15 protein-coding genes, 6 tRNA genes and 1 riboswitch are annotated in these 22572 nt (G+C 70.2%); of the genes, 10 read left to right on the forward strand and 11 right to left on the reverse strand.

Annotation, left to right across the window (positions count from 1 at the left end):
* Nucleotides 1–3: 3 nt before the first annotated feature.
* The 5 genes from ACZ69M_RS36105 to ACZ69M_RS36125 all read right to left on the reverse strand — a co-directional run bounded on the left by ACZ69M_RS36105 (nucleotide 4) and on the right by ACZ69M_RS36125 (nucleotide 4365).
* The gene (locus tag ACZ69M_RS36105; protein ID WP_470056705.1) at nucleotides 4–1041 is read right to left on the reverse strand and encodes a M23 family metallopeptidase; all 1038 of its coding nucleotides are present in this window, start codon (nucleotides 1039–1041) and stop codon (nucleotides 4–6) included.
* An 11-nt stretch (nucleotides 1042–1052) separates the two neighbouring features.
* Nucleotides 1053–1210, reverse strand: a riboswitch (cyclic di-AMP (ydaO/yuaA leader).
* A 256-nt stretch (nucleotides 1211–1466) separates the two neighbouring features.
* A complete protein-coding gene (locus ACZ69M_RS36110; RefSeq protein WP_470057030.1) occupies nucleotides 1467–2594 on the reverse strand; it encodes a PP2C family protein-serine/threonine phosphatase in 1128 nt (375 codons plus the stop codon).
* 176 nt (nucleotides 2595–2770) lie between these two features.
* Nucleotides 2771–2962: a hypothetical protein gene (locus ACZ69M_RS36115; protein ID WP_470056707.1), complete on the reverse strand. Its 192-nt coding sequence runs from the start codon at nucleotides 2960–2962 to the stop codon at nucleotides 2771–2773.
* Nucleotides 2963–3075: 113 nt separating this feature from the next.
* A tRNA-Met gene (locus tag ACZ69M_RS36120) sits at nucleotides 3076–3149 on the reverse strand.
* 73 nt (nucleotides 3150–3222) lie between these two features.
* On the reverse strand, nucleotides 3223–4365 hold the full coding sequence (locus ACZ69M_RS36125; protein ID WP_470056709.1) for a dihydrofolate reductase family protein: 1143 nt from the start codon (nucleotides 4363–4365) through the stop codon (nucleotides 3223–3225).
* Nucleotides 4366–4437: 72 nt separating this feature from the next.
* On the opposite strand from ACZ69M_RS36125, the gene ACZ69M_RS36130 reads away from it, so the two are divergent.
* Both ACZ69M_RS36130 and ACZ69M_RS36135 read left to right on the forward strand, forming a co-directional pair.
* The gene (locus ACZ69M_RS36130) at nucleotides 4438–4941 is read left to right on the forward strand and encodes a MarR family winged helix-turn-helix transcriptional regulator (RefSeq protein WP_470056711.1); all 504 of its coding nucleotides are present in this window, start codon (nucleotides 4438–4440) and stop codon (nucleotides 4939–4941) included.
* Between the two features lie 206 nt (nucleotides 4942–5147).
* Nucleotides 5148–5774 (forward strand): GTP cyclohydrolase II, encoded by a 627-nt coding sequence (locus ACZ69M_RS36135; protein ID WP_470056713.1) that lies wholly within the window; start codon nucleotides 5148–5150, stop codon nucleotides 5772–5774.
* Between the two features lie 72 nt (nucleotides 5775–5846).
* On the opposite strand, the gene ACZ69M_RS36140 is transcribed toward ACZ69M_RS36135, so the two are convergent.
* The 6 genes from ACZ69M_RS36140 to ACZ69M_RS36165 form a co-directional block, all read right to left on the reverse strand.
* Nucleotides 5847–5919 (reverse strand) — tRNA-Lys (locus ACZ69M_RS36140).
* A gap of 109 nt (nucleotides 5920–6028) precedes the next feature.
* Nucleotides 6029–7564 carry an amino acid permease gene (locus tag ACZ69M_RS36145; protein WP_470056715.1) on the reverse strand — a complete coding sequence of 512 codons (1536 nt, stop codon included), beginning with the start codon at nucleotides 7562–7564 and terminating at the stop codon, nucleotides 6029–6031.
* 58 nt (nucleotides 7565–7622) lie between these two features.
* Entirely contained in the window at nucleotides 7623–10712 is a 3090-nt protein-coding gene (locus ACZ69M_RS36150; RefSeq protein WP_470056717.1) for an FG-GAP repeat domain-containing protein, read from the reverse strand.
* 233 nt (nucleotides 10713–10945) lie between these two features.
* Complete coding sequence (locus ACZ69M_RS36155; RefSeq protein ID WP_470056718.1) at nucleotides 10946–13183, reverse strand: DEAD/DEAH box helicase; 2238 nt, start codon at nucleotides 13181–13183, stop codon at nucleotides 10946–10948.
* Between the two features lie 358 nt (nucleotides 13184–13541).
* A complete protein-coding gene (locus ACZ69M_RS36160; protein WP_470056720.1) occupies nucleotides 13542–14063 on the reverse strand; it encodes a hypothetical protein in 522 nt (173 codons plus the stop codon).
* A gap of 171 nt (nucleotides 14064–14234) precedes the next feature.
* Complete coding sequence (locus ACZ69M_RS36165) at nucleotides 14235–14585, reverse strand: metallopeptidase family protein (protein ID WP_067377126.1); 351 nt, start codon at nucleotides 14583–14585, stop codon at nucleotides 14235–14237.
* A gap of 95 nt (nucleotides 14586–14680) precedes the next feature.
* Here ACZ69M_RS36165 and ACZ69M_RS36170 point away from each other — a divergent pair, with 95 nt between their 5' ends.
* The 8 genes from ACZ69M_RS36170 (at nucleotide 14681) to ACZ69M_RS36205 (ending at nucleotide 22421) form a co-directional block, all read left to right on the forward strand.
* A complete protein-coding gene (locus ACZ69M_RS36170; protein WP_470056722.1) occupies nucleotides 14681–16360 on the forward strand; it encodes a metallophosphoesterase family protein in 1680 nt (559 codons plus the stop codon).
* 80 nt (nucleotides 16361–16440) lie between these two features.
* Nucleotides 16441–16513, forward strand: a tRNA-Glu gene (locus tag ACZ69M_RS36175).
* A 47-nt stretch (nucleotides 16514–16560) separates the two neighbouring features.
* Nucleotides 16561–16635 (forward strand) — tRNA-Asp (locus ACZ69M_RS36180).
* A gap of 24 nt (nucleotides 16636–16659) precedes the next feature.
* Nucleotides 16660–16736, forward strand: a tRNA-Phe gene (locus ACZ69M_RS36185).
* A 130-nt stretch (nucleotides 16737–16866) separates the two neighbouring features.
* Nucleotides 16867–17271, forward strand: coding sequence for a hypothetical protein (locus ACZ69M_RS36190; protein WP_470056724.1), 405 nt, complete (start codon nucleotides 16867–16869; stop codon nucleotides 17269–17271).
* 438 nt (nucleotides 17272–17709) lie between these two features.
* Nucleotides 17710–21687 (forward strand): ATP-dependent RNA helicase HrpA, encoded by a 3978-nt coding sequence (gene hrpA / locus ACZ69M_RS36195; protein ID WP_470056726.1) that lies wholly within the window; start codon nucleotides 17710–17712, stop codon nucleotides 21685–21687.
* Between the two features lie 93 nt (nucleotides 21688–21780).
* Nucleotides 21781–21855, forward strand: a tRNA-Asp gene (locus ACZ69M_RS36200).
* 377 nt (nucleotides 21856–22232) lie between these two features.
* Nucleotides 22233–22421, forward strand: a complete 189-nt coding sequence (locus tag ACZ69M_RS36205) for a DUF6274 family protein (RefSeq protein ID WP_470056728.1) — start codon at nucleotides 22233–22235, stop codon at nucleotides 22419–22421.
* Nucleotides 22422–22572 lie beyond the last annotated feature (151 nt).

Genomic DNA, 22572 nt, shown 5'->3' on the forward strand with positions numbered 1-22572 from the left:
CGATCAGGGGTTCAGGCCCTTGCTGTGCAGCCACGCCATCGGGTCGATCGCGCTGCCGCCGCCCGGGTGAACCTCCAGGTGCAGATGCGGCCCGGTCACGTTGCCGGTCGCGCCCACGCGCCCGATGACGTCGCCGGTGGCCACCTTCTGCCCCACGCTGACGCTGATGGACGACTGGTGGCAGAACCACAGCTCCGTGCCGTCGTCGAGGGTGAGGATGGTGCGGTAGCCGTACGAGCCGGCCCAGCCCGCCTCCGTGATCGTGCCGCTGTGGATGGCCTTGATCAGCGTGCCGGTGGGGGCCGCGAAGTCGAGGCCGGTGTGGTAGCCGGAGGACCACATGGAGCCGGCGTCACCGAAGCGGGAGGTCAGGGTGTACGAGGAGGTCGGCAGCGAGTAGCTCTTGGCGAGCTCGGCGAGGCGCGCGGCCTCGGCCTTCTGCTTGGCTTCCTCGTCCGCCTTCTTCTTCGCGGCGGCGACCTTGGCCTCGGCGTCGTCCTTCTGCTGGGCGGCCAGCGCGACCGCCTTCTTCGCGGCGGCGGACTCGGCGGCGTCCTGGGCCGCCTTGTCGATCTGGTCCTGCTGCGACTCGGCCTGCTGGATGATGCGGGCGCGCAGCGCCTCGCCCGCGTCCGTGTTGCCCTGCGCGGCGTCGGCGCTGGTCACACCGGCGCTGGTGAGCGGGGTGGCGGAGCCCTTCGGCGTACTGGAACCACCGTCGGATATCAGCGCCTTGGCCGATTCGGTGACCGAGGAGAGGTCGGGCAGCGAGATGGAGACCGGCGGCTTGCCGGGCGCCGCGGTGGCCATGCCGCCCGCGCCGACGGCGGCGATGACGCCGACGCCCAGGACCGTGGAGCTGCGGGCGAGTCCTCCGCCGCGCTGCTTGGAGACGCGGTGCCGGCCACGGAGGGGACGGACGGAATCCTCGGTGGGGTTCCACTCCTCCCAGGGGCCCTCGTCCTTGCCGTAGGCGTAGCCAAAAGTCTGGGTGTCGTTCGGCGGGAACGAAGTGGGCTGGGCAGGCCGATTGGACGCCACGTGGGCGTGCTCCTTTCCTTCCTTCTCGCCTACCGGGTTAGCTGACGGGTTCGGAGCAGGAAGGTCTCCTACGCGCGTCAACCCACGGTGTCTCCACCGTGAAAGACGCTCGATTCACCCCAAGTTGGTGGTTCCCCGGTTCCCTCGCGGGATTCGGCGCGTGCGCACGGAGCCGACTCTTGTGACGGCTGGGACGACCGCGCTGCGTTATCGAACGTTAATAGACGCGGGTACCGGATTCCAAGCTGTTCGTACTGATCATTAACCACTTTTGGCCAGGACTTACCGCCCATGACCGGCGGAAATCGGGCGAGTTGGCCGCACCTCCCTACCCGGCGGTTATTTGACGGTGCGTCAGTTGTTATGCGGAGGGACATCGCCCGATCACCCCTCGTGACATCGATCAAGAAAGCCCGTTTCCGTGGCTACGGCCGCCGTACGGCGAGCAGCGCCATGTCGTCCGTCAGGGCCCCGCCCGTGTGCAACCGGACCTCCTCCACGAGCGTGGCCAGCAGGGCGTCGGGGCCGGGGAAGGTCCGTCCGGCCAGGCGCGCGGCCGGATCGTAGAAGCGCCCCTGCGCGTCGCGGGCCTCGGACAGTCCGTCCGTGTAGAAGAGGAGCGTGGCCCCGTGCGGGAACTCCGTCTCCTCGGCACGGTCCGGCCAGCAGCCCAACTCGCCCATGCCCAGCGGCAGTGCGGGGTTCGCGGCGGCGAGCGTGACCAGCGTTCCGTCCGCGTGCAGCAGCAGCGGCGCCGGATGGCCGCGGTTGACGATCCTTACGAGGCCGCCCTCGGGCGTGATCTCCGCGAGGACGGCGGTGGTGAACCCCTCGAAGGCGTCGAGGCCCTCGCGCCGGGTGCCCTCGCGGGCCAGCGCCCGCTCCAGCCGCTGCGCGACCGCCTCCGGCGTGGCCTCCTGCTCGGCCGCCTCCCGGAACGCCCCGATGACCACGGCGACGGCGGCCACCGCGTCCATGCCCTTCCCGCGTACGTCGCCCACGACCAGCCGTACGCCGTGCGGGGAGTCCTGCACCGCGTACAGGTCGCCGCCGATGAACGCGCCCGCCTGCGCGGCCTCGTAGCGCGCGGCGACGTCGAGGCCGCCGATCCGCTGGTCGGGTTCCGGCAGGACGGCACGCTGGGCCGCCTCGGCGATCTGGTGGGCCGAGGCGAGTCGTTCGTCGGTGCGGCGGACGAGGATGTTGATGAGCACGGCCAGCACGCCGACGGTCGCCACGGTGGCGACCTCCGTGAGCGCGTCCACCTTGAAGACGATGCCCAGCCGGATGTGGACCGTGAGCACCACGACGAGCGCCGTGACGCCGGTGAGCACGGTGCCGCGCAGCGAGAAGAGCGGGGCGGCCACGAGCGGCGCGGCCGTGAAGAGGGGGCCGGCGGTGAAGGCCATCGGGGTGAAGTAGTCGTAGAACGCGCCGACCAGGATGAGCAGTGCGGGCAGCACCCGGACGAGGCTGCGCGCGCAGGAGATCCGGCTGTGGTCCGCCTCGGGCGGGCGGGGCACCGGCTCGTCCCCCAGCCCCGGATCGGGCACGGGGTCCTCGGGCAATCGCCCACCGGACCGGTCGTGCTGCTCGTCACCTGGCTTCTCGTACAGCTCGCCGTACGGCTCCTCGGCCCGCTGCGCGCCTCCTTGCTGCTGCCCCACCCGTCCAGGCTTCCCGGCACGGGGGCGGGGGGCGAGCGGTGAGGGGCCGACCGGGGGACGCGTCAGTCCGAGGCCGTCCACCGGACGCCGCCGGCTCCGCCGCGCCCGTGGTGGTGCCCGGCCGGGGCGACGACGGTCCCGCCGTCCGGCACGAAGTCATGACCGCCGTGACAGGCCGCGAGGAACAGCGCGCACACGGCGAGCAGCAGCGCGAGCGCCGGCGCGCGCCGGACCAGCCACCGAGGACGACTCATAGTGAGCGGAAGACTACAGAAAGTCGGGTCGGCAGGGAAAAACCGGGGGGCTGGCGAACGGGAAAAAACCAAGGGCCGGAACTCGTTTCCGAGTTCCGGCCCTTGGCCTTCAGTAGCGGGGACAGGATTTGAACCTGCGACCTCTGGGTTATGAGCCCAGCGAGCTACCGAGCTGCTCCACCCCGCGTCGTTGAAATTAGTGTACGCCATCCGCGGGGCGCGATTCACCAGGCTTTTCGCGGACGGCCGCGAGGCCGCCCCTACCCGGCCGCGAGAAGGTGCCGATTGGGGGCCACGGCCCGCTCCTCGAACTCCGGCAGTACGACGACGTCCGCCCCCGCGGCCACGAGCAGACCGTTCCCGTCGGCCTCCGTCACGAACGTGTCGGGCTCGCGCCACGCGGTGACCACCCGCCGTACCCCCGCGTCGAGGATCAGCCGCGCACAGGGCGCGGGCCGGGACGCCCGCCGCGCGCACGGCTCCAGGCTGCTGTACACGGTCGCGGAGCCCAGCCGCGGATCCGCGGGATCGATCTTCCCGAGCGCCGCCTCCTCGGCGTGCACGACGGGGTCGTCGCCCTCCCGCGAGTGTCCGCGCGCCAGCTCGGTGCCGTCGGCCGCCACCACCACCGCACCCACGCTGAACGCGGTCTCCGACGGCGGACACAGCGCCGCCAGCTCACAGGCGACGCCCAGCCAGTGCCGGTCCGCGGCGGAGGCGAGGGCGCCGTTCCCGGGTGCGGTGGGGACGTAGCGGACGAGGACGACGTCCCCGACCGGCCGTGTCTCCACCAGCCGCATCCGGCCCGGCGGATATCCCCCGGGTCCGAACAGCCGTGGCGCGTGCGGCTCCCCGACGAAGAGCGGCGCGACGGCGAGCTGCAGCTCGTCCGCCAGCCCCTGTGTCATCAACTGGGTGTGCACGCGTCCCCCGCCCTCGACCATGAGCCGCCGCACCCCGCGGACGTCGTGGAGGTGTTCGAGCACGACGCGCCAGTCCAGCTCGGCGCCGGTCGGGACCACGTCGACGTCCAGTCCGCGCAGGGTGTCGGTGGCGCGTTCGGCGCCCTTGTCCGTCGTATAGACGACCTTCTCGCCGCCCGTGTGCCAGAACTGGGCGTCCGGGTCGAGGTCGCCGGAGCCGCTGACGGTGACCTTGAGCGGGTACTCCGGGCGCCCGGCGGCGACCCGCGCCGCCCGCCGCTCGGCGGAGTTGACCAGCAGTCGGGGGTTGTCCGCGCGGATGGTGCCGGCGCCGATCAGGATCGCGTCGCTGGACGCCCGTACCTCGTCGACCCGGTCGAAGTCGGCCGGGCCCGAGAGCAGCAGGCGTTCGGGGCCGGTGTCGTCCAGGAAGCCGTCGAGGGAGACGGCGGCGGACAACAGGACATAGGGGTGGGGCATGGGGCGCACTCTCCAGCTCCGAGCGCAGGGCTCCTAGTGGTTCAAGTTTTAAACAATACCTAGACTGTCGGCATGACGACCCGCTGGCTCTCCCCCGCCGAGCAGCGCGCCTGGCGCGCGTACATCGGCGCCGCCTCGCTCCTGGAGGACACGATCGACCGGCAGCTCCAGGCCGAGACCGGCATGCCCCACCTTTACTACTCCATCCTGGCCATGCTGTCCGAGGCACCGGACCGGCGGCTGCGGATGACCGATCTCGCCGAGATCCTGAAGATCACCCGCAGTCGGCTGACGTACGGCGTGACCCGGCTGGCGAACGACGGTCTGGTGCGCCGGGAGGGCTGCCACAGCGACAAACGCACCCAGGTCGCGGTCCTCACGGACGAAGGGATGGCCGTTCTGGAGCGGGCGGCCCCGGGGCACGCGGAGCAGGTCATGACGGCGGTCTTCGACCGGCTGACCCCTGAGCAGGTGGGGCAACTGGAGGAGATCTTCGAGGCCATCACCCGCGGCATCCAGGGGGAGAATCCCGGGGCTTGCGGGGAAGATCTGCCGTGGCGACGGCGTTCTTCATGAGTCGGCGACGGCGTTCCTCGTAGTCGGCGACAGCATCCCTCCCGAGCCGTACGGCAGCACTCTCAGTGAGCCGTACGACACGAAATCGAGCAAAGCCGTTGCTTGAACTTTAAAGCACCGTGTACTGTCTGTCTCCGAGGCAGTGCTTCAAAACTGAAGCACCACCGGCACAACTCGCACCACACCCGCTGGACCGGAGAGACAACATGCGCGAATTCCCCACCGCCACGGTGCGCACCCGCGTCACTGTGCCCCTGCGCTTCGGCGACGGCTACTCGGTCGACGCGGAGTTGGTCACCTTCCACGGCCTCGCCGACGACAAGGAACACCTCGCCGTCGTGCTCGGCAAGCCCGGCGCGACCCCGCTGGTGCGGCTCCACTCCGAATGCCTGACCGGTGACGTCTTCGGCTCGGCCCGCTGCGACTGCGGCCCGCAGCTGCGCGAGGCGGTGGAGCAGATCGCGGAGCGCGGCGGAGTGCTCCTGTACCTCCGTCAGGAGGGCCGCGGCATCGGCCTCTACAACAAGCTCGACGCGTACGCCCTCCAGGACCAGGGCCTCGACACCTACGCCGCCAACGCCGCCCTCGGCCTGCCCGAGGACGGCCGCGACTACACCGCAGCGGCCCAGATGCTCCAGACCCTCGGCATCGACGAGCTGGACCTGCTCTCCAACAACCCGGACAAGGCCGAGCAGCTGCGCGACCTCGGCGTCACGGTCTCCCACCGCGTCCCGACGGGCGTCTTCACCACGGCCCACAACGTGCGCTACCTGCGCGCCAAGGTCCTCCAGACCCAGCACACACTCCCCCTGCCGGAACTCACGGCAGGCTGAGCCACCGGGCCCCACACCCCCCGGACACACCGAAGCCCCAGGTCAGATTTCCTCTGACCTGGGGCTTTTCGGTAGACCCTGTGGGACTCGAACCCACAACCAATGGATTAAAAGTCCACTGCTCTGCCAATTGAGCTAAGGGTCCACACGTCGGCCCGTATCGCTCCCGTGCCGATGCATCCCCGAGCATAGCCGGACGTGGCCGGGAGTCCGATCGGGTATCCGCGTCCCGGCCACGCCAACAGCGAACAGCCCTATGGATCAACCGGTTCGGGCGCGTCCTTGCGTGCCGCCACACGGGCGGCCGTGCGGGCGTGGTCGGGGTTGAGGAACCAGTGGCGGGCCGACGCCAGCCACCAGGTCGCGGCGAAGCCGAGGACGACGAGGACCGCGACCGGGGCGTAGTTGAAGGTCTCCCAGGTGACCGGCGAGACCTGCGGCAGCATGAACAGGACCGTGATCACGACGACCCAGGCGACCGAGACGACGCCGATCGCGCGCGACCAGCGGCCCAGGTGCCACGGCCCCGGCTCGAACGCCTCCCCCTTGCGCAGCCGCAGCAGCGTCGGGATGACGTATGCGATGTAGAGCCCGATCACGGCGATCGACGTCACGGCCGCGTACGCCGTCACATTGATCAGGTACGGCAGCCCCAGCACGAGCGCGCCCAGGGCCGCCAGCCACACCGCCGCGACCGGCGTGCGGGTGCGCGGGCTCACGGTGTGCCAGACCCGGGAGAACGGCAGCGCCCCGTCGCGCGAGAACGCGTAGATCATGCGGCTGTTGGCGGTGACGGACGCCATCCCGCAGAAGAGCTGCGCGCCGATCACGACCAGGAGCAGGAGTTTGCCCGCCGTCGCCCCCAGCGCGTCGAGCAGGATCTGCGCCGGCGGCGCGCCCGTCGCCGAGCCCAGCTCCTTGTCGTAGGACTGGATGGCGAAGGTGAAACCCAGCAGGAGGACGAATCCGGCGATCCACGAGGTCCAGATCGACTGCACGATGCCCTTCGGGCCCGCCGTCGACGCGTCGTGGGTCTCCTCGGTCATATGGGCCGAGGCGTCGTACCCGGTGAAGGTGTACTGCGCCATCAGCAGGCCGACGAGGACCACGTACACGCCACTGCCCCAGCCGGTGTTGTTCACGAAGTGCGTGAACACGAAGGACGCCGACTGATGGTGGTCAGGCACGAAGGCCAGCGCGCCCACGATCACCCCGACGCCCAGCACGTGCCACCACACGCTGATGTCGTTGAGGAGGGCGACGATCCGGACCCCGAAGGTGTTCAGCAGCCCGTGCAGGACGAGGATCCCGGCGAAGAGCAGGATCGTGCGGCCCGGCGTGATCGTGAAGTCGAACTGAAGGTTCAGATAGGCGCCCAGGAAGGACGCCGCACCGAAGTCGATCCCGGCGGTCACCGCGACCTGCCCGAGGACGTTGAACCACCCCGTGAACCAGGCCCAGGCGGCGGCCGACCTCGGGGGCGCCAGCCGGTGGGCCCAGAAGTACAGCCCCGCCGAGGTCGGATAGGCCGAACAGATCTCGGCCATCGACAACCCGACGAACAGGGTCATCAGTCCGACCGCGACCCACCCCCAGGTGATCACGGCGGGGCCGCCGGTGTTCATGCCGAACAGATACAGCGTCAGACACCCCGAGAGAACCGAGATGATCGTGAACGAGACCGCGTAGTTGGAGAACGCCGACATGCGGCGGGCGAGCACCTGCGTATAGCCGAGCTGGGCAAGCCGTTCTTCGTCCGACAAGCCATTCGCCTTGGCGTCATCTGTCATGCCCCCAGCGATTCCCTCGCCGGGGGATCGACATGCACCGATCAAGACGTGGGGTTGGCTAGAAAAGGCCCCTGTAGCCCTGCCAGCCGCTCCCGACCTTCACCCGCGCCGCGAACGACCCCTTTCCGGTGCCGTTCTGACGGTACAGATTGCCCGCGGTGTCCCGCGCGACCAGATCCGCCTTGCCGTCACCCGTGATGTCCCCGGCGCCGACGACCGCGTTGTACGACCCGCCCCAGCCCGCGGCCACCTTCGTCCGCGCGCCGAACGACCCCTTGCCGGTGCCGTAGTAGCGGTACAGGGTGTTGGCCTTGTCCTGGGCGAGCAGGTCACCGATGCCGTCGCCGTTCAGGTCACCTACGCCGACGACCTTCTTGTACGTCTTCCAGTTGGCGTACAGCTTCACGCGCGCGGACAGCTTGCCCGTGCTCGTGCCCTTGTAGAGGTACACGGTGCCGGTCGCGGCGTTGCGCGCGATCAGGTCCGGGCGACCGTCGCCGCTGATGTCGCCGGGCGCGGTGAGGACGTCGTACTGGTTCCAGCCGCTGGTGCCGAGCGAGGTGTACGCCGTCGACGGCTTCAGCGTGCCGTAGCAGTCCGGCTTGTACGCGCGCAGTGCCCCGCTGGTCAGCCGGACCAGGACGTCGTTGCAGCGGTCGCCGCTCAGGTCGCCGAACGGCACCACCTTGTTGGTCGTCGTCCAGCCGCTGCTGGTGCCGAGGTTCACGGAGAACGTGCCCTTGCCCGAGCCCTGCCGGAAGCCCAGCGTGCCCGAGGAACTGAGGGTGACCAGGTCGCCGAAGGAGTCGCCGCCGCCGATGTAGTCGTGGGTGGCCGGAGCGGCAGCGGACAGGGCGACCGTGCCGCTCGCGGCAACCGGGGCGCCGACCCCGTCGGCCGGAGTGACCGACAGCGTCCAGTCGTACCGCCCGTTCGTCAGGAACGCCCCCTTGGCGTCCGTCCCGAACCAGCCGACCTTCACCTCGCCACGTGTCGCACCGCCGTCCCGCGTGTCCACGACCTTGCCGGTGGCGCGGCTGCGCACGGTCAGCCGCCAGCCCGCGGCCGGTTTCGACAGCAGCAGGGTGGTCAGCGTGGACGGCGTCGTGTCGATCTCCCGCGCGGCGAGGGTGGCCGCCGAATCGACCGGGGCCAGCAGGCGCAGCGGCTGCTGGGTGACGCCGGTCGGCACGAGGTGCACGCGCTCCTGGTCGTCGACGTAGGCCACGTTCCCGGTCGACTCGTCGACCGTCCAGCGCACCTCGCGCTGGGAGATTCCGGTGTCGGGCAGTGCGCCGATCACGCGGCTCACGGGTGTGCCGTCCGCGACCGTCGTGAGGACCAGTTGCCCGGCCTGCCTGTCGTGCGTGACGACGAATCCGTCGCCGAGTTCCGCCTCGCCGGCCGGGACGGGCACGGACTTCTTCGTCGTACGGTCGTAGACACCGGCCGTGCCGTCGGCACAACTCCAGTACAGCCAACGGCCGTTGGCTCGCAGTTCGGTGGGTGCGCAGCCGGCGTCGGTGGTGAGGGTCTCGGTTGTCTTCTTCGTGGTGAGGTCGTACGCCGTGACGGTGCCGGGGGTGGTGCCCCTGGTCCACAGGGTGTCGCCGGAGAGGGCGGCGGCGCCGGGCGTGCGGGTGAGCGCCGGGATGCCGTCGTTGCCGATCTTGTAGACGGTCTGCGTGGTGTCCGTCGTGTGGATCAGGTACTGGCCGGACACGTCGGTGATCCGGCCGCCGGCGGGGACGGTGCGTTCCCAGAAGGTGTGCGGGGCCGGCCCGTTGACGCGAATGCGGTCGCTGGTCGCGGTGTCCTTCGTCACCCAGGCGGCGCGACCGTCGGCCGTGCCGTGGAGCTGGGAGCAGCCGGCCTCCGTCGCCGGGCAGGTGCCGAGGTCCAGGTCGGTGCCGTCGAAGGACGAGCGTGCGCCGAACGCGGGGGTGCCGGTCACGGCGACGGTCCGTACGTAGTCGTCGCGGCGTCCGCCCGGGCCGCCGGTGTCGGCGACGAGCAGCCGCCCCTGTTCCAGGGACAGTCCCTGGACCTTGACCGGCGGCTTGGGCAGCGCCTTGACCTGGGTGACGACCGGACTGCCGCCCGGACCCGGCGTGATGCGCTGGACGCCCCAGTCGTCGGCGGTGGTGCGGCCGATCAGGACGGCGGTGCCGTCGGAGACGGCGGAGAAGTAGGCACCCGACGAGGGCATCAGGGTGACCGCGGGGCCGCCCGCGATCGGTTTGGCGATCACCGTCGTACCGCCGCCGGGCCGGTAGACCAGCCAGTCGCCGACCACGGCGAGATCCTGCACGGGGTTCACTCTGCCGCTGTCCAACAGCGTGACCTCGGCCGGGGCCGCCGACAGGTCGGAGCGGGAGAACACCTGCACGGCGGTCTGGCCGGCGTTGAACAGGACCACGTGATCGGCGGTGACCTGAGCCCTGAGGTAGACCCTGGAGCGCAGCGGAGTCCAGTCCCGCACCTGCCCCGTACGCCGGTCGACCATGAGCGACAGGTAATGCCCGTCCTTCGAGCCCTGGAAGAGCAGCCCGTCCGCGTCCCCGCCCACGGGCGCCCCGAGGTTCACTCCCGCGGGCACTCCGCTGACCGGCACGTCACGCGTGGTGCCGTCGGCCTCCGGGAGCAGCAGGTGCATCTCCCGCCAGGTCAGACCGTTCTCGTCCTTCACGCCCCGATAGGCGACCGCCAGGTCGCTGAACACGGTGAGCAGCGCCAGACCTGAGGGCATGTGGAGGGTGCGGGTGGTCCCGTCGACCGCGTTCCACAGGTCGACCCGGTCCCCCGCGTAGCGGTACGCGAGGACGTCGCCGCCGGTCCCCCAGGCTTGGACGATCTCCGTCGGTCGCGGCACGGGCACCGACGTCCCGTCCGCGTACCGCGTCCAGACCAGCCCGGCCCCCTCCAGCGTGTGGAAGACGCCCTGCCGACCCGCGCCGTCGTGGCCGCCGGGCGTCGACCCGCTGTAGAGCTCGGCCGAGGTGTAGGTGCTGCGCAGCGTCGCCGGCACCACCGTCTCCTGCGGCACGTCCGCGACGGCCGTCGGCGACGGCAGCAACGGGCTCAGGCCGGCCGCCAGCACCGCGGAGGCGGCGACGAGGCGCAGGCGCACGAAGGAATGACGAGTCAAGAAGACCCTCCCCGAAGAACGAGACAGGACGCGCACCGCTTCTCGATGCCCCCGGCCCCCCGGCCGTCGCGTCCGCCTCAGAAGTCGGCTGATCCTACAGCGAGTTCACAGTCTCCAGGAACGTCTTTTCGAACACCTCGGGGGCGCGGGCGCGGGCACGAAAAACGCCGTGGCCCCCACCGGATCGGTGGGGGCCACGGCGTTCAGTCAGCGCTCGCGGACGTCAGCGGACATCAGCCGTTGCGCTTCCAGCGGGGCTTCTCGTCGCGGCGGCCGAAGGAACCGGTGCCGGTACCCGTGCCGGTGCCGCGGTGGTCGTCGCGACGGCCGTACGGGCGGTCGTGGCTGCCGGCGCGGAAACCGCTGGAGGGACGGTTGTCCTGGCGGTCGCGGTTGAAGGGACGGTCGCTGCCACGGTGACCGCCACGGTCGTCACGGCGCTCGAAGGAGCGGCCGGCGGTGCCACGGTCGTTGTCACGGCGGAAGCCGGAGCCACCGCGGTCGTCACGACGCTCGAAGGAACGACCACCACGGTCGCCGTCCCGGCGGTCGCGGTCGAAGCCGCCACGGTCGTCACGACGGTCGTTGTCACGGCGGAAGCCGGAACCACCACGGTCGTCACGACGCTCGAACGAACGACCACCACGGTCATCACGACGGTCATTGTCCCGACGGAAACCGGAACCACCACGGTCGTCACGACGCTCGAACGAACGACCACCACGGTCATCACGACGGTCATTGTCCCGACGGAAACCAGAGCCACCACGGTCGTCACGACGCTCGAACGAACGACCACCACGGTCATCACGACGGTCATTGTCCCGACGGAAACCAGAGCCACCACGGTCACCGCGGTCGTTGTCGCGGCGCTCGTAGTTGCCCCGCTCGTCACGGCGCTGACGCGGCTCGTAGGACGAACGCTCGGCGACGGGCTGCTCGGACACGGCCGGGGTCTCGGCCGGGGCCTCGGCCACCGCCTGCTCCGCCAGTGCCTCGGCGGCCGCGACGACCGCCGCCTCCGGGTCCTCGCCCCGCTCGCGCGCGGCACGGGCCACCAGACGGTCGGCCTCCCCACGCAGCTCGACCGCACGACGCTGCGCGCGCTCCAGCTCCTTGGTGAGCTGCGAGACCTCGCGCTCGGCCTGCTGCGCGGCGTCGCCGGCCGACTGGGCCTGGACCTCGGTCATCGACCGGGCGCCGGTGATCTCGGCGACCTCGGGCTCGAAGGCCGTACCGGAGTTGATGATGTGACGCGCGGCGTCGACGCCCGCGTCCTCCATCAGCCGGAAGATCTGACGGCGCTGGTGCGGCAGGGAGAGGGACACCACGGTGCCGCTGCGGCCCGCACGGGCCGTACGGCCGGAGCGGTGCAGGTAGTCCTTGTGGTCACCGGCCGGGTCCACGTTCAGGACGAGGTCGATGCCGTCGACGTGGATACCGCGGGCGGCGACGTCGGTCGCGACGAGCGCGTTGACGTAACCGTCCTTGAAGTCGGCCAGCGTCCGGGTCCGCGCGCCCTGGGTCATACCGCCGTGCAGTGCGTCGGCCTTCACACCGGCGTCGCGCAGCTGCTCGGCGATACGGTCGGCGCCCAGCTGGGTGCGGACGAAGATGATCGTGCGGCCCTTGCGGGAGGCGATCGCGGCGGTGACCGGCGCCTTGTCCTTGGGCTTCACGATGAGGATGTGGTGGGACATCGTCGTGACGTTGCCCTGGGCGCTGTCGACCTCGTGCGTGACCGGGTTGGTCAGGTAGCGCTTGACCAGCGTGGAGATCTCGTTCTCCATCGTGGCCGAGAACAGCATCCGCTGGCCGCCGGCCGGGATCTGGTCGAACAGCTCGGTGACCTCGGGCAGGAAGCCCAGGTCGGACATCTGGTCGGCCTCGTCGAGAACGGCCACCTCGACGTTCTCCAGCGAGCAGGCGCCACGGTTGATGATGTCGCGCAGGCGGCCCGGGGTGGCGACGAGGACGTCGACGCCGCGCTCCAGGGCGTAGATCTGGTTGCCCATCGACGTACCGCCGCAGACGACCTTCATCTTCAGGCCGAGGACGTCGCCGTAGGGCTGCAGCGCGTCGGCGACCTGCATGGCCAGCTCACGGGTCGGCGTGAGGATGACTGCGCGGGGCTTCTTCTTCTCGGTGTGACCGCCGGCGAGCCGCGCCAGGGTCGGCAGACCGAAGGAGAGGGTCTTGCCGGAGCCGGTGCGGCCACGGCCGAGGATGTCCTTGCCGGCCAGGGCGTCCGGGATGGTCGCGGCCTGGATCGGGAACGGGGTGGTCACACCGTTCTGGGCGAGCTTGCGGACGACGCCCTCGGGGAGACCGAGGGAGTCGAAGGTGATCTCGGGGGCGGCGTTGACGGTCTCGACCGTCTCCACGGTCTCGACGGCGGCCTGGACGCCCTCGTTGTTGTCGTTCTCGTTGTTCTCGGGCACGACGACGTGATCAGTACTGGAAACAGACATGCGAAATGCGAACCTTCCGGAGTTCTTCGGCACGCGCCCAAACTCCGTGAAGTCGCAATCGACCGCCTCTATGCGGTCCGGCCACGGCAAGGGAGAGTACGCGCCACACGCGGCGCTCTCTGCAATGGCGCCGGGCAAATGGGATCAAACGATCTACCACCATACGCACCCCCCACCCCTGAAGGCAAACTGACCCCCAAAGGGGCAGGTCAGGCATGCAGGGGAGGTCTTACGTCTGCTGGCAGGGGTTCCAACACCAGCGATGGCCGAGCGTATTCCCGCCCCCTCCGCCGACTTTCCCGCCACCCCTCCGCTCGTCGTTCCTCCGCCCCTCCCCGCCGCCCGTCCACCACCCCGTTCACGCCGGTTGGCCCGCCCGCGGCGCCGGCTCCCGATCCACCAGTTGCGTGGTCTGCTCATGCGCCGAGGACGAGGGCTCCGCGGTGGTCGGATCGGGCGTCGGCGACGCGGGCGGTGGCGGCGGAGGGGGCGGCGGAGTCGGATCGGACGAGGCGTGCGTGGGACTCGGCACCCCGTTCGACGGCGGAGGCTGCTCCGGCTGCCCCTTGCCGCCCCCCTTGCCCGTCACCCCGGCGGACGGCTTCGCACCACCCGAGGCCGACGCGGACGCGGACGCCGACCCGGAGGCCTGCTCACCGGGCCTGGCGGAGGCGCCGCCCTTCACACCCGTCCCTCCGTGGAACCCGCCACCGCCCCCGCCCTCCACGGACCCCCCGTCGGAGGCCTGGCCGCCGTGCCGCCCCGCCGAGTGCGCGGGCCCGGGCCGGCCCGCGTCGTCACCCACGCTCACACAGCCGGCGGCGGACGCGACGACGATGACCGTGGCGGCCAGACGGACGGGTACGTACAAGGCGCGCACGGGCAGCCACCTCCGGAGGGGGTCTCCCCTGCTCGGCGAGGCCGAGAGCCTGGGGATGGATCGGGGAGTCCCCCTGCCCAACTCCCGCCGCCCGCAAGAGGACACGCGGGAACATGACACGCGTCCCGAGCCCCAGGGGGCGCCGGACCCCGCCACCCCCTCCCCGCTCACTCACCCGTAGCCGAGCGCGTGCAACCGTTCGTCATCGATCCCGAAGTGATGGGCGATCTCGTGCACCACGGTGACCTCGGTCTCCGCGACCACGTCCTCCCGCGTCTCGCACATCCGCAGGGTCGGCCCCCGGTAGATCGTGATCCGGTCCGGCAACACCCCCGCGTACCACTCCCCGCGATCGGTCAGGGGAGTTCCCTCGTAGAGCCCGAGCAGCTCGGGATCGGCGGGGTCGGGCTCGTCCTCGACGAACACCGCCACGTTGTCCATCAACCGCGTCAGCTCCGGCGGAATCCGGTCCAGCGCCTCGGCGACCAGTTCCTCGAACTCCTCGCGCGTCATCTCCAGCACACGGCCATTGTCCGGCACGACCGCCTCGCAGGAGATGTCGACGACAGCCCCGGACACCCCGCATACCCACCCCCGCACTTGGGCATACGGGACCAATGGCCCGCGTCCCCGCTGCCGTCACCACCGCCACATCCGCCCTCGCCACCTCCATATCCACCGCCACATCCGCCCTCGCCACCTCCATATCCACCGCCACATCCGCCCTCGCCACCTCCATATCCACCGTCACCACCGCCCTGACCCGCAAACACCACAGCCTCCGCTCCCGCCACTTCCGCCGCACCCGCCGCTTCCGCCCCGTCACCGAGGAACTCGTCCAGCAGCCGAACCCGTACACCCGGGCGCTCGGCCTGATGGCGGTCGTCCTCCTCGGCGCCTGGCTGGGCCTGCTGATCGTGGGCAATGTGCGCGTCCCGGTCGGCCCCATGAACACCACGATGACCCTGCGCCCCTCGGTCAGCGGCGGCACCAAGATCAACGTCTCCCCGCTCGGCGCCCTGGAGCTGAACAGCCACATCGCCCCGGTCCGTCTCGACGTGAACGTCGACCAACTCGACCCGGTCCGCGCGCAGGCCCTGGTCGACCACCCCGAGCGGCTCTCGGGCCTTCAGGACGAGGTCGCGCAGGACGTCGAACACGGCACGCTCGACCTGGCCGTACGGTCCTGCGTCGCGGTCGTGTCGGGCGCCACGGCCCTCGGCCTCGCGGTCTACCGCCGTCCGCGCCGCGCCCTGGCCGCCGGCGGCCTGGCCCTCACCCTGCTCACCGCCTCGGGCGCGACGGCCTTCGCCACCTGGAACCCGAACTCGGTACTGGAACCGAGGTTCTCCGGACTGCTCTCCTCCGCCCCCTCCCTCGTCGGCAACGCCCGCAACATCGTCAGTGAATTCGACGTCTACCAGAAGGAGTTGGCGCGTCTGGTGACGAACGTGACGAAGCTGTACGACGTCACCTCCACGCTCCCGACGTACGAGCCCGACCCGTCCACGATCCGGGTCCTGCACGTCTCGGACATCCACCTCAACCCCGCGAGCTGGAAGATCATCGCGTCGCTGGTGAAGCAGTACGCGATCGACGTGATCGTCGACTCCGGCGACACCATGGACCACGGAACGTCGGCCGAGAACGGCTTCCTGGACCCCATCCCCGACCTGGGCGCGCCCTACATCTGGGTGCGCGGCAACCACGACAGCCTCGTCACCCAGCGCTACCTGGAACGCCTGAAGAACGTGCACGTCCTGGACGACGGCCGCGCGATCACGGTCGCGGGCCTGCGCTTCGCCGGCATCGGCGACCCCCAATTCACCCCCGACCGCTCGGTCACCCCGGGCGGCGGCGCGGCGGAGGATCTGGCCGGCGCCCGCCTGGCCTCCGCCCTCCGCGACCAGCGCACGGCAGGCACCCCCGTCGACATCACCATCGCCCACGAGCCGTCGGCGGCCCGCGGGACGGACGGCGAGGTGCCCCTCGTCCTGGCCGGCCACCTCCACCACGAACAGACGGAGGTCATGAAGTACGGAACCCGCCTGCGCGTCGAGGGCTCGACGGGCGGCAGCGGCCTGCGTGCGATCGAGGGCAAGTACCCGGACCCCATCGAAGCCTCGGTCCTCTACGTCGACCGTGACACCCGTCGCCTCCAGGCCTGGGACGAGATCAAACTGGGGGGCCTGGGCCTGACGACGGCCGAGGTCAGCCGCCACCTCCCGAAGGAGAACCAACCGGGCGCGCCCCAGTCCTCCTCCCCCTCCCCGACCACCTCCACGACCACCCCGTAAACCGTTTTGGCGATACCTCCCGCCATCCCATATGCTTCTCACGTCCCCGACGCGCTGAGAAGCGCCCAGGCGGGCCGATAGCCCTCATCGTCTAGCGGCCTAGGACGCCGCCCTTTCAAGGCGGTAGCACGGGTTCGAATCCCGTTGGGGGCACGCAACACCGTGTGCGACACTGTTTTACGCGTCGCACGCAACAGCTTGGTCCTGTGGAGCAGTTTGGAGTGCTCGCCACCCTGTCAAGGTGGAGGCCGCGGGTTCAAATCCCGTCAGGACCGCTGAGGTTTCACATGAAACCTCGTGGCTGGGTAGCTCAGTTGGTACGAGCGATCGCCTGAAAAGCGATAGGTCGCCGGTTCGACCCCGGCCCCAGCCACCACAACGAAGGCCCCGTCCCTTACGGACGGGGCCTTCGGCGTACCCCCGATGCGAGCCGAACTTGGCATGCCCCGGGCAGGCCACTACGTTCTGGCTGACCGACGTCGTGTGGTGAGCAAGGGGGACCAGTGATGGTGGGCAAGGACAGGGCGAAGCCGATCAGGGAGCTCGACCTGGAGCGATACCGGGCCCTGTACGGGCTGACGGCGGTCGTCCTGAGCAACTTCGCGATCGTCGCCGTCGCGATCGTCGGCGTATGGCGCCTGGGCGGCGACAAGTCGGTGATCATCGGCGTCCTGACGGCGGCCTTCACCGCGGTCAGCACCATGACCACGGCGTACCTCGGCATCAAGGCCGTCTCCAACACCGCCCAGGCAATGGCCCAGGGCACCCCCCACCGCCCCCCGACACCCCCGGCCGAGACGCCGACACCACTCACGACGCCGACCGAGACGCCGACCCCGCCCACCGCACCCGCTGGGACACCGACCCCCACGCCTCCATCCCCCCGCACCCCCGACCACCCGCACCCCTGACCACCCGCACCCCAAGGCCGCCGACCACCCGAGGCCACCCCGCGACGCGAGGCCGCCCGGCGGCGCGAGGCCACCCCGCAACGCGACGCCACCCCGCAACGCAAGGCCGCCCGGCGACGCGACGCCACCCCGCAACGCAAGGCCGCCCCGCAACGCGACGCCACCCCGCAACGCAAGGCCGCCCGGCGACGCGACGCCACCCCGCGACGCGAGGCCGCCCGGCGACGCGAGGGGCCGTGGCGGTACGTCGCAAGCCCGTCGCTTACGCCCGGATCGAGCAGCGGCTCCCTTGCCCGGCCCACGTCTGATCCAGCGGCGACGGGCTCGACGTACCGCCACGGCCCCGACCCCCCACCGGGCCCCGCGACCCCACGTTGACCGGGCCCCGCGTTAAAGCACTCGCCAGTAATTTCGGCGAGGTGAGATCCTGGACGGCGTATGTCTACGCATCCTGCCCCCGTCCTCGGCGACCTCGCCCCCCGCCTGGCCGAGCTGTCCCTGCGCGACGCGCACCGGCTCGGCCGCAGGCTCGAGGGCGCGCGCCGGATCCGCAAGCCCGAAGCCCGCGCCGCCGTGCTCGCCGAGATCGACGCGGAGGTCACCAAGGCCGAGGCCCGCATGACCGAGCGCCGCACCCGCGTGCCCGCCGTCAGCTACCCCGAGCAGCTCCCGGTCAGCCAGAAGAAGTCCGACATCGCCGACGCCATACGCGACCACCAGGTCGTCATCGTCGCAGGTGAGACCGGCTCCGGAAAGACCACCCAGATCCCCAAGATCTGTCTCGAACTGGGCCGCGGCGTCCGCGGCATGATCGGCCACACCCAGCCCCGCCGCATCGCCGCCCGCACGGTCGCCGAGCGTGTGGCGGAGGAACTGGACACCCCCCTGGGCGAGGCCGTCGGCTGGAAGGTCCGCTTCACCGACCAGGTGAACCCGGACGGCACCTTCGTCAAGCTCATGACGGACGGCATCCTGCTCGCCGAGATCCAGACGGACCGCGAGCTGCGCGCGTACGACACGATCATCATCGACGAGGCCCACGAGCGCTCCCTCAACATCGACTTCCTGCTCGGCTACCTCGCCCAGCTGCTCCCCAAGCGCCCGGACCTCAAGGTCGTCATCACGTCGGCCACGATCGACCCGGAGCGCTTCTCCCGCCACTTCGGCGACGCCCCGATCGTCGAGGTCAGCGGCCGTACGTACCCCGTCGAGGTCCGCTACCGCCCGCTCCTCGAGGAGGACGGCGACGACGCCGACCGCGACCAGATCACCGCGATCACGGACGCGGTCGAGGAACTGCAGGCCGAGGGCAAGGGCGACATCCTGGTCTTCCTCTCCGGCGAACGCGAGATCCGCGACACGGCGGACGCACTCACCAAGAAGCAGTACCGCTTCACCGAAGTCCTCCCCCTCTACGCCCGCCTCTCCCACGCGGAGCAGCACCGCGTCTTCCAGCCCCACACCGGCCGCAGGATCGTTCTGGCGACCAACGTCGCCGAGACCTCGCTCACCGTCCCGGGCATCAAGTACGTCATCGACCCGGGCAACGCCCGTATCTCCAGATACAGCCACCGCACCAAGGTCCAGCGCCTGCCCATCGAGCCGGTCTCGCAGGCCAGCGCCAACCAGCGCAAGGGCCGCTGCGGCCGTACGTCGGACGGCATCTGCATCCGCCTGTACTCCGAGGACGACTTCGACACCCGCCCGGAGTTCACGGACGCGGAGATCCTCCGTACGAACCTGGCGAGCGTCATCCTCCAAATGACGGCGGCCGGCCTCGGCGACATCGAGAAGTTCCCCTTCATCGACCCGCCGGACCACCGCAACATCCGGGACGGCGTCCAGCTCCTCCAGGAACTGAACGCGCTCGACCCGTCCGAAAAGGACGTACGCAAGCGCCTCACGGACACCGGCCGCAAGCTCGCCCAGCTCCCCGTCGACCCCCGGCTGGCCCGCATGGTCCTGGAGGCCGACAAGAACGGCTGTGCGCGCGAGGTCATGGTGATCGCCGCGGCGCTCTCCATCCAGGACCCGCGCGAGCGCCCCGCCGACAAGCAGACGCAGGCGGACCAGCAGCACGCCCGCTTCAGGGACGAGACGAGCGACTTCCTCGCCTTCCTCAACCTCTGGCGTTACGTCCGCGAACAACAGAAGGAGCGGGGCTCGTCGGCCTTCCGCCGCATGTGCAAGCAGGAGTACCTGAACTTCCTGCGCATCCGCGAGTGGCAGGACATCTACACCCAGCTGCGCACGGTCGCCAAGCAGATGGGCATCCACCTCAACGAGGACGACGCGGCGGAGCAGAGCGTCCATGTCTCCCTCCTCGCCGGCCTGCTCTCGCACGTCGGCATGAAGGACGTGAAGGAGACCGGGAGCGAGAGCGGGAGGAGCACGGGCAAGAACGAGTACCTCGGTGCCCGCAACGCCAAGTTCGCGATCTTCCCGGGTTCGGCCCTGTTCAAGAAGCCGCCGCGTTTCGTGATGTCGGCCGAGCTGGTGGAGACCTCCCGTCTCTGGGCCCGGGTGAACGCCAGGATCGAGCCCGAGTGGGTCGAACCCCTGGCGGAACACCTCCTCAAGCGCACCTACAGCGAACCGCACTGGGAGAAGGACCAGGCGGCCGTGATGGCGTACGAGAAGGTGACCCTCTACGGCGTCCCGATCGTCGCCCAACGCAAGGTCAACTACGGTCGTATCGACCCCGAGACGAGCCGCGACCTCTTCATCCGCAACGCCCTCGTGGAGGGCGACTGGCGCACACACCACAAGTTCTTCGCCGACAACCGCAAGCTCCTGACCGAGGTCGAGGAGCTGGAGCACCGTGCCCGCCGCCGGGACATCCTGGTCGACGACGAGACGCTGTTCGACTTCTACGACCAGCGGGTGCCGGCCCACGTCGTGTCCGGCGCGCACTTCGACTCCTGGTGGAAGCACAAGCGCCATGACGAGCCCGAGCTCCTCGACTTCGAGCGTTCGATGCTCATCAACGAGAAGGCGGGGTCGGTCACCAAGGACGACTACCCCGACTCGTGGCGTCAGGGCCGCCTGAAGTTCCGGGTGACCTACCAGTTCGAACCGGGCGCGGACGCCGACGGCGTGACGGTCCACATCCCGCTCCAGGTCCTGAACCAGGTGACGGACGACGGCTTCGACTGGCAGATCCCTGGTCTGCGCGAAGAAGTGGTCACCGAGCTCATCCGGTCCCTCCCCAAGCCCATACGCCGCAACTACGTCCCCGCCCCGAACTTCGCGAAGCGCTTCCTCGACCAGGCCGTGCCCCTTCAGGAGCCGCTGCCGACGACCCTCGCCCGCGAGCTCAAGCGGATGGTCGGTGTGCCGGTCACGGCCGAGGACTTCGACTGGTCCCGCGTCCCCGACCACCTGAAGATCACCTTCCGGATCGTCGACGAGCGGCGCCGCAAACTGGCCGAGGACAAGGACCTCCCGACCCTCCAGCTCCAGCTGAAGCCGAAGGCGCGCAAGGCGCTCTCGCAGGCCGCGGCGGCGACGGCGGAGCGCGAGGGCGGCGAGTCCCTGGAACGCACGGGCCTCACGGACTGGACGATCGGCACGCTGACGCGCGTCTTCGAGACGCGCCGGGCCGGCCAGCCGGTGAAGGCCTACCCGGCCCTGGTCGACGACGGCCCGACGGCGAACATCGTCTCCGTACGTCTCTTCGACACGGAGGCCGAGCAGACGCAGGCCATGTGGACGGGCACCCGGCGGCTGATCCTGCGCAACATCCCGGTGAACCCCGCCAAGTTCGCCTCGGACAAGCTCACCAACGCCCAGAAGCTCGCCCTGTCCGCCAACCCGCACGGCTCCGTGCAGGCCCTGTTCGACGACTGCGCGACGGCGGCGGCGGACAAGCTGATCGGCGACTTCGGGGGCCCTGCGTGGGACGAGGAGTCGTACCGGAAGCTGTATGACAAGGTGCGCGCCGAGATCGTCGACACGACGGTCCGGACGGTGGGCCAGGTGCAGCAGGTCCTCGCCGCCTGGCAGGCCTGTGAGCGCCGTCTGAAGGCCACCAGCAGCCCCACCCTGCTGGCCAACCTCACGGACGTACGGACGCAGCTGAACGCCCTGGTGAAGCCCGGCTTCGTCACGGCGGCCGGTCTGCGCAGGCTCCCGGACCTGATGCGCTATCTGGTCGCCGCCGACCGCCGCCTGCAGCAGATGCCGACCGGCGTCCAGCGGGACACCACCCGCATGGAGAAGGTCCACGAGATGCAGGACGAGTACGCGTGGCTCCTGGAGCAGATGCCGCAGGGCCGGCCGATCCCTTCGTCGGTCCTGGACATCCGCTGGATGATCGAGGAGCTCCGGGTCAGCTATTTCGCCCACGCGCTCGGCACGGCGTACCCCGTCTCCGACAAGCGCATCGTGAAGGCCATCGACGCGGCGGTGCCGTAACGGGACCTGCACGGTGGGTGAGTTCGACCCCGGGCTCACCCTCCTGTACAGTCTCTTCTCGCAGCACAACGCAAGAAAGTGACTGCGAAACCTGGTCCTGTGGAGCAGTTTGGAGTGCTCGCCACCCTGTCAAGGTGGAGGCCGCGGGTTCAAATCCCGTCAGGACCGCAAGAGATACGAGAGCCCGGGTCTTCGGACCCGGGCTCTCGTGCGTACGCACTCCGCGCGGCCACACGAACTCACGGACCCCTCGCACATCCGGACTCCCGGACCACCCGCGCGCGGACCACCCCGCACGGCCCGAACCCCCAACAGCGCACGTTCGGGTCCCTAGGGCGCGCATCCGCAGACTCCGGGCGCTGTACGCCCCTCCAAGCGCCTCGCGCGCCCCCACCCCCGCACGGCCGCCTCCCAAGCCCTCCCACCGAACGCGGGACGCGGCCCCGCCCCGCCGGCGCAGCCCCCCACCCCCCCCCGCACCTTGACGCCGTCACATTCGGCGGGTACCCCGGAATCCAGGGCACTCGACCTCCTGGAGGTGGTTCATGGCGGCGTCCACTCGGCACGAGACGCGCGCGCTGCTCCGCGCCCATCTGTCGGCCGCCTCCGGGTACCGCCATCTGACGCGGCACTGCCCGATCTGCCATCAGCTTCTGAGACTGGCCATGGAGCCCTCCGCGCACGGCGAGGAGGACGAGACGGCGGCCGAGGACGAAACCCCCTCCCATGCGTGACCTCACACGGGAGGGCACATCCGCCCAACTCCCTTAGCGCAGACGCGTCACAGGCAACAAGGACTCTGGCATGTGACGGGTGTCACCGCATAAGTTTTCAGAAGGGCGGAACTTACACCCCACCTACAACTGGTCAATTTAATATGTGCAA

Source organism: Streptomyces sp. NPDC107454, from assembly GCF_055582885.1.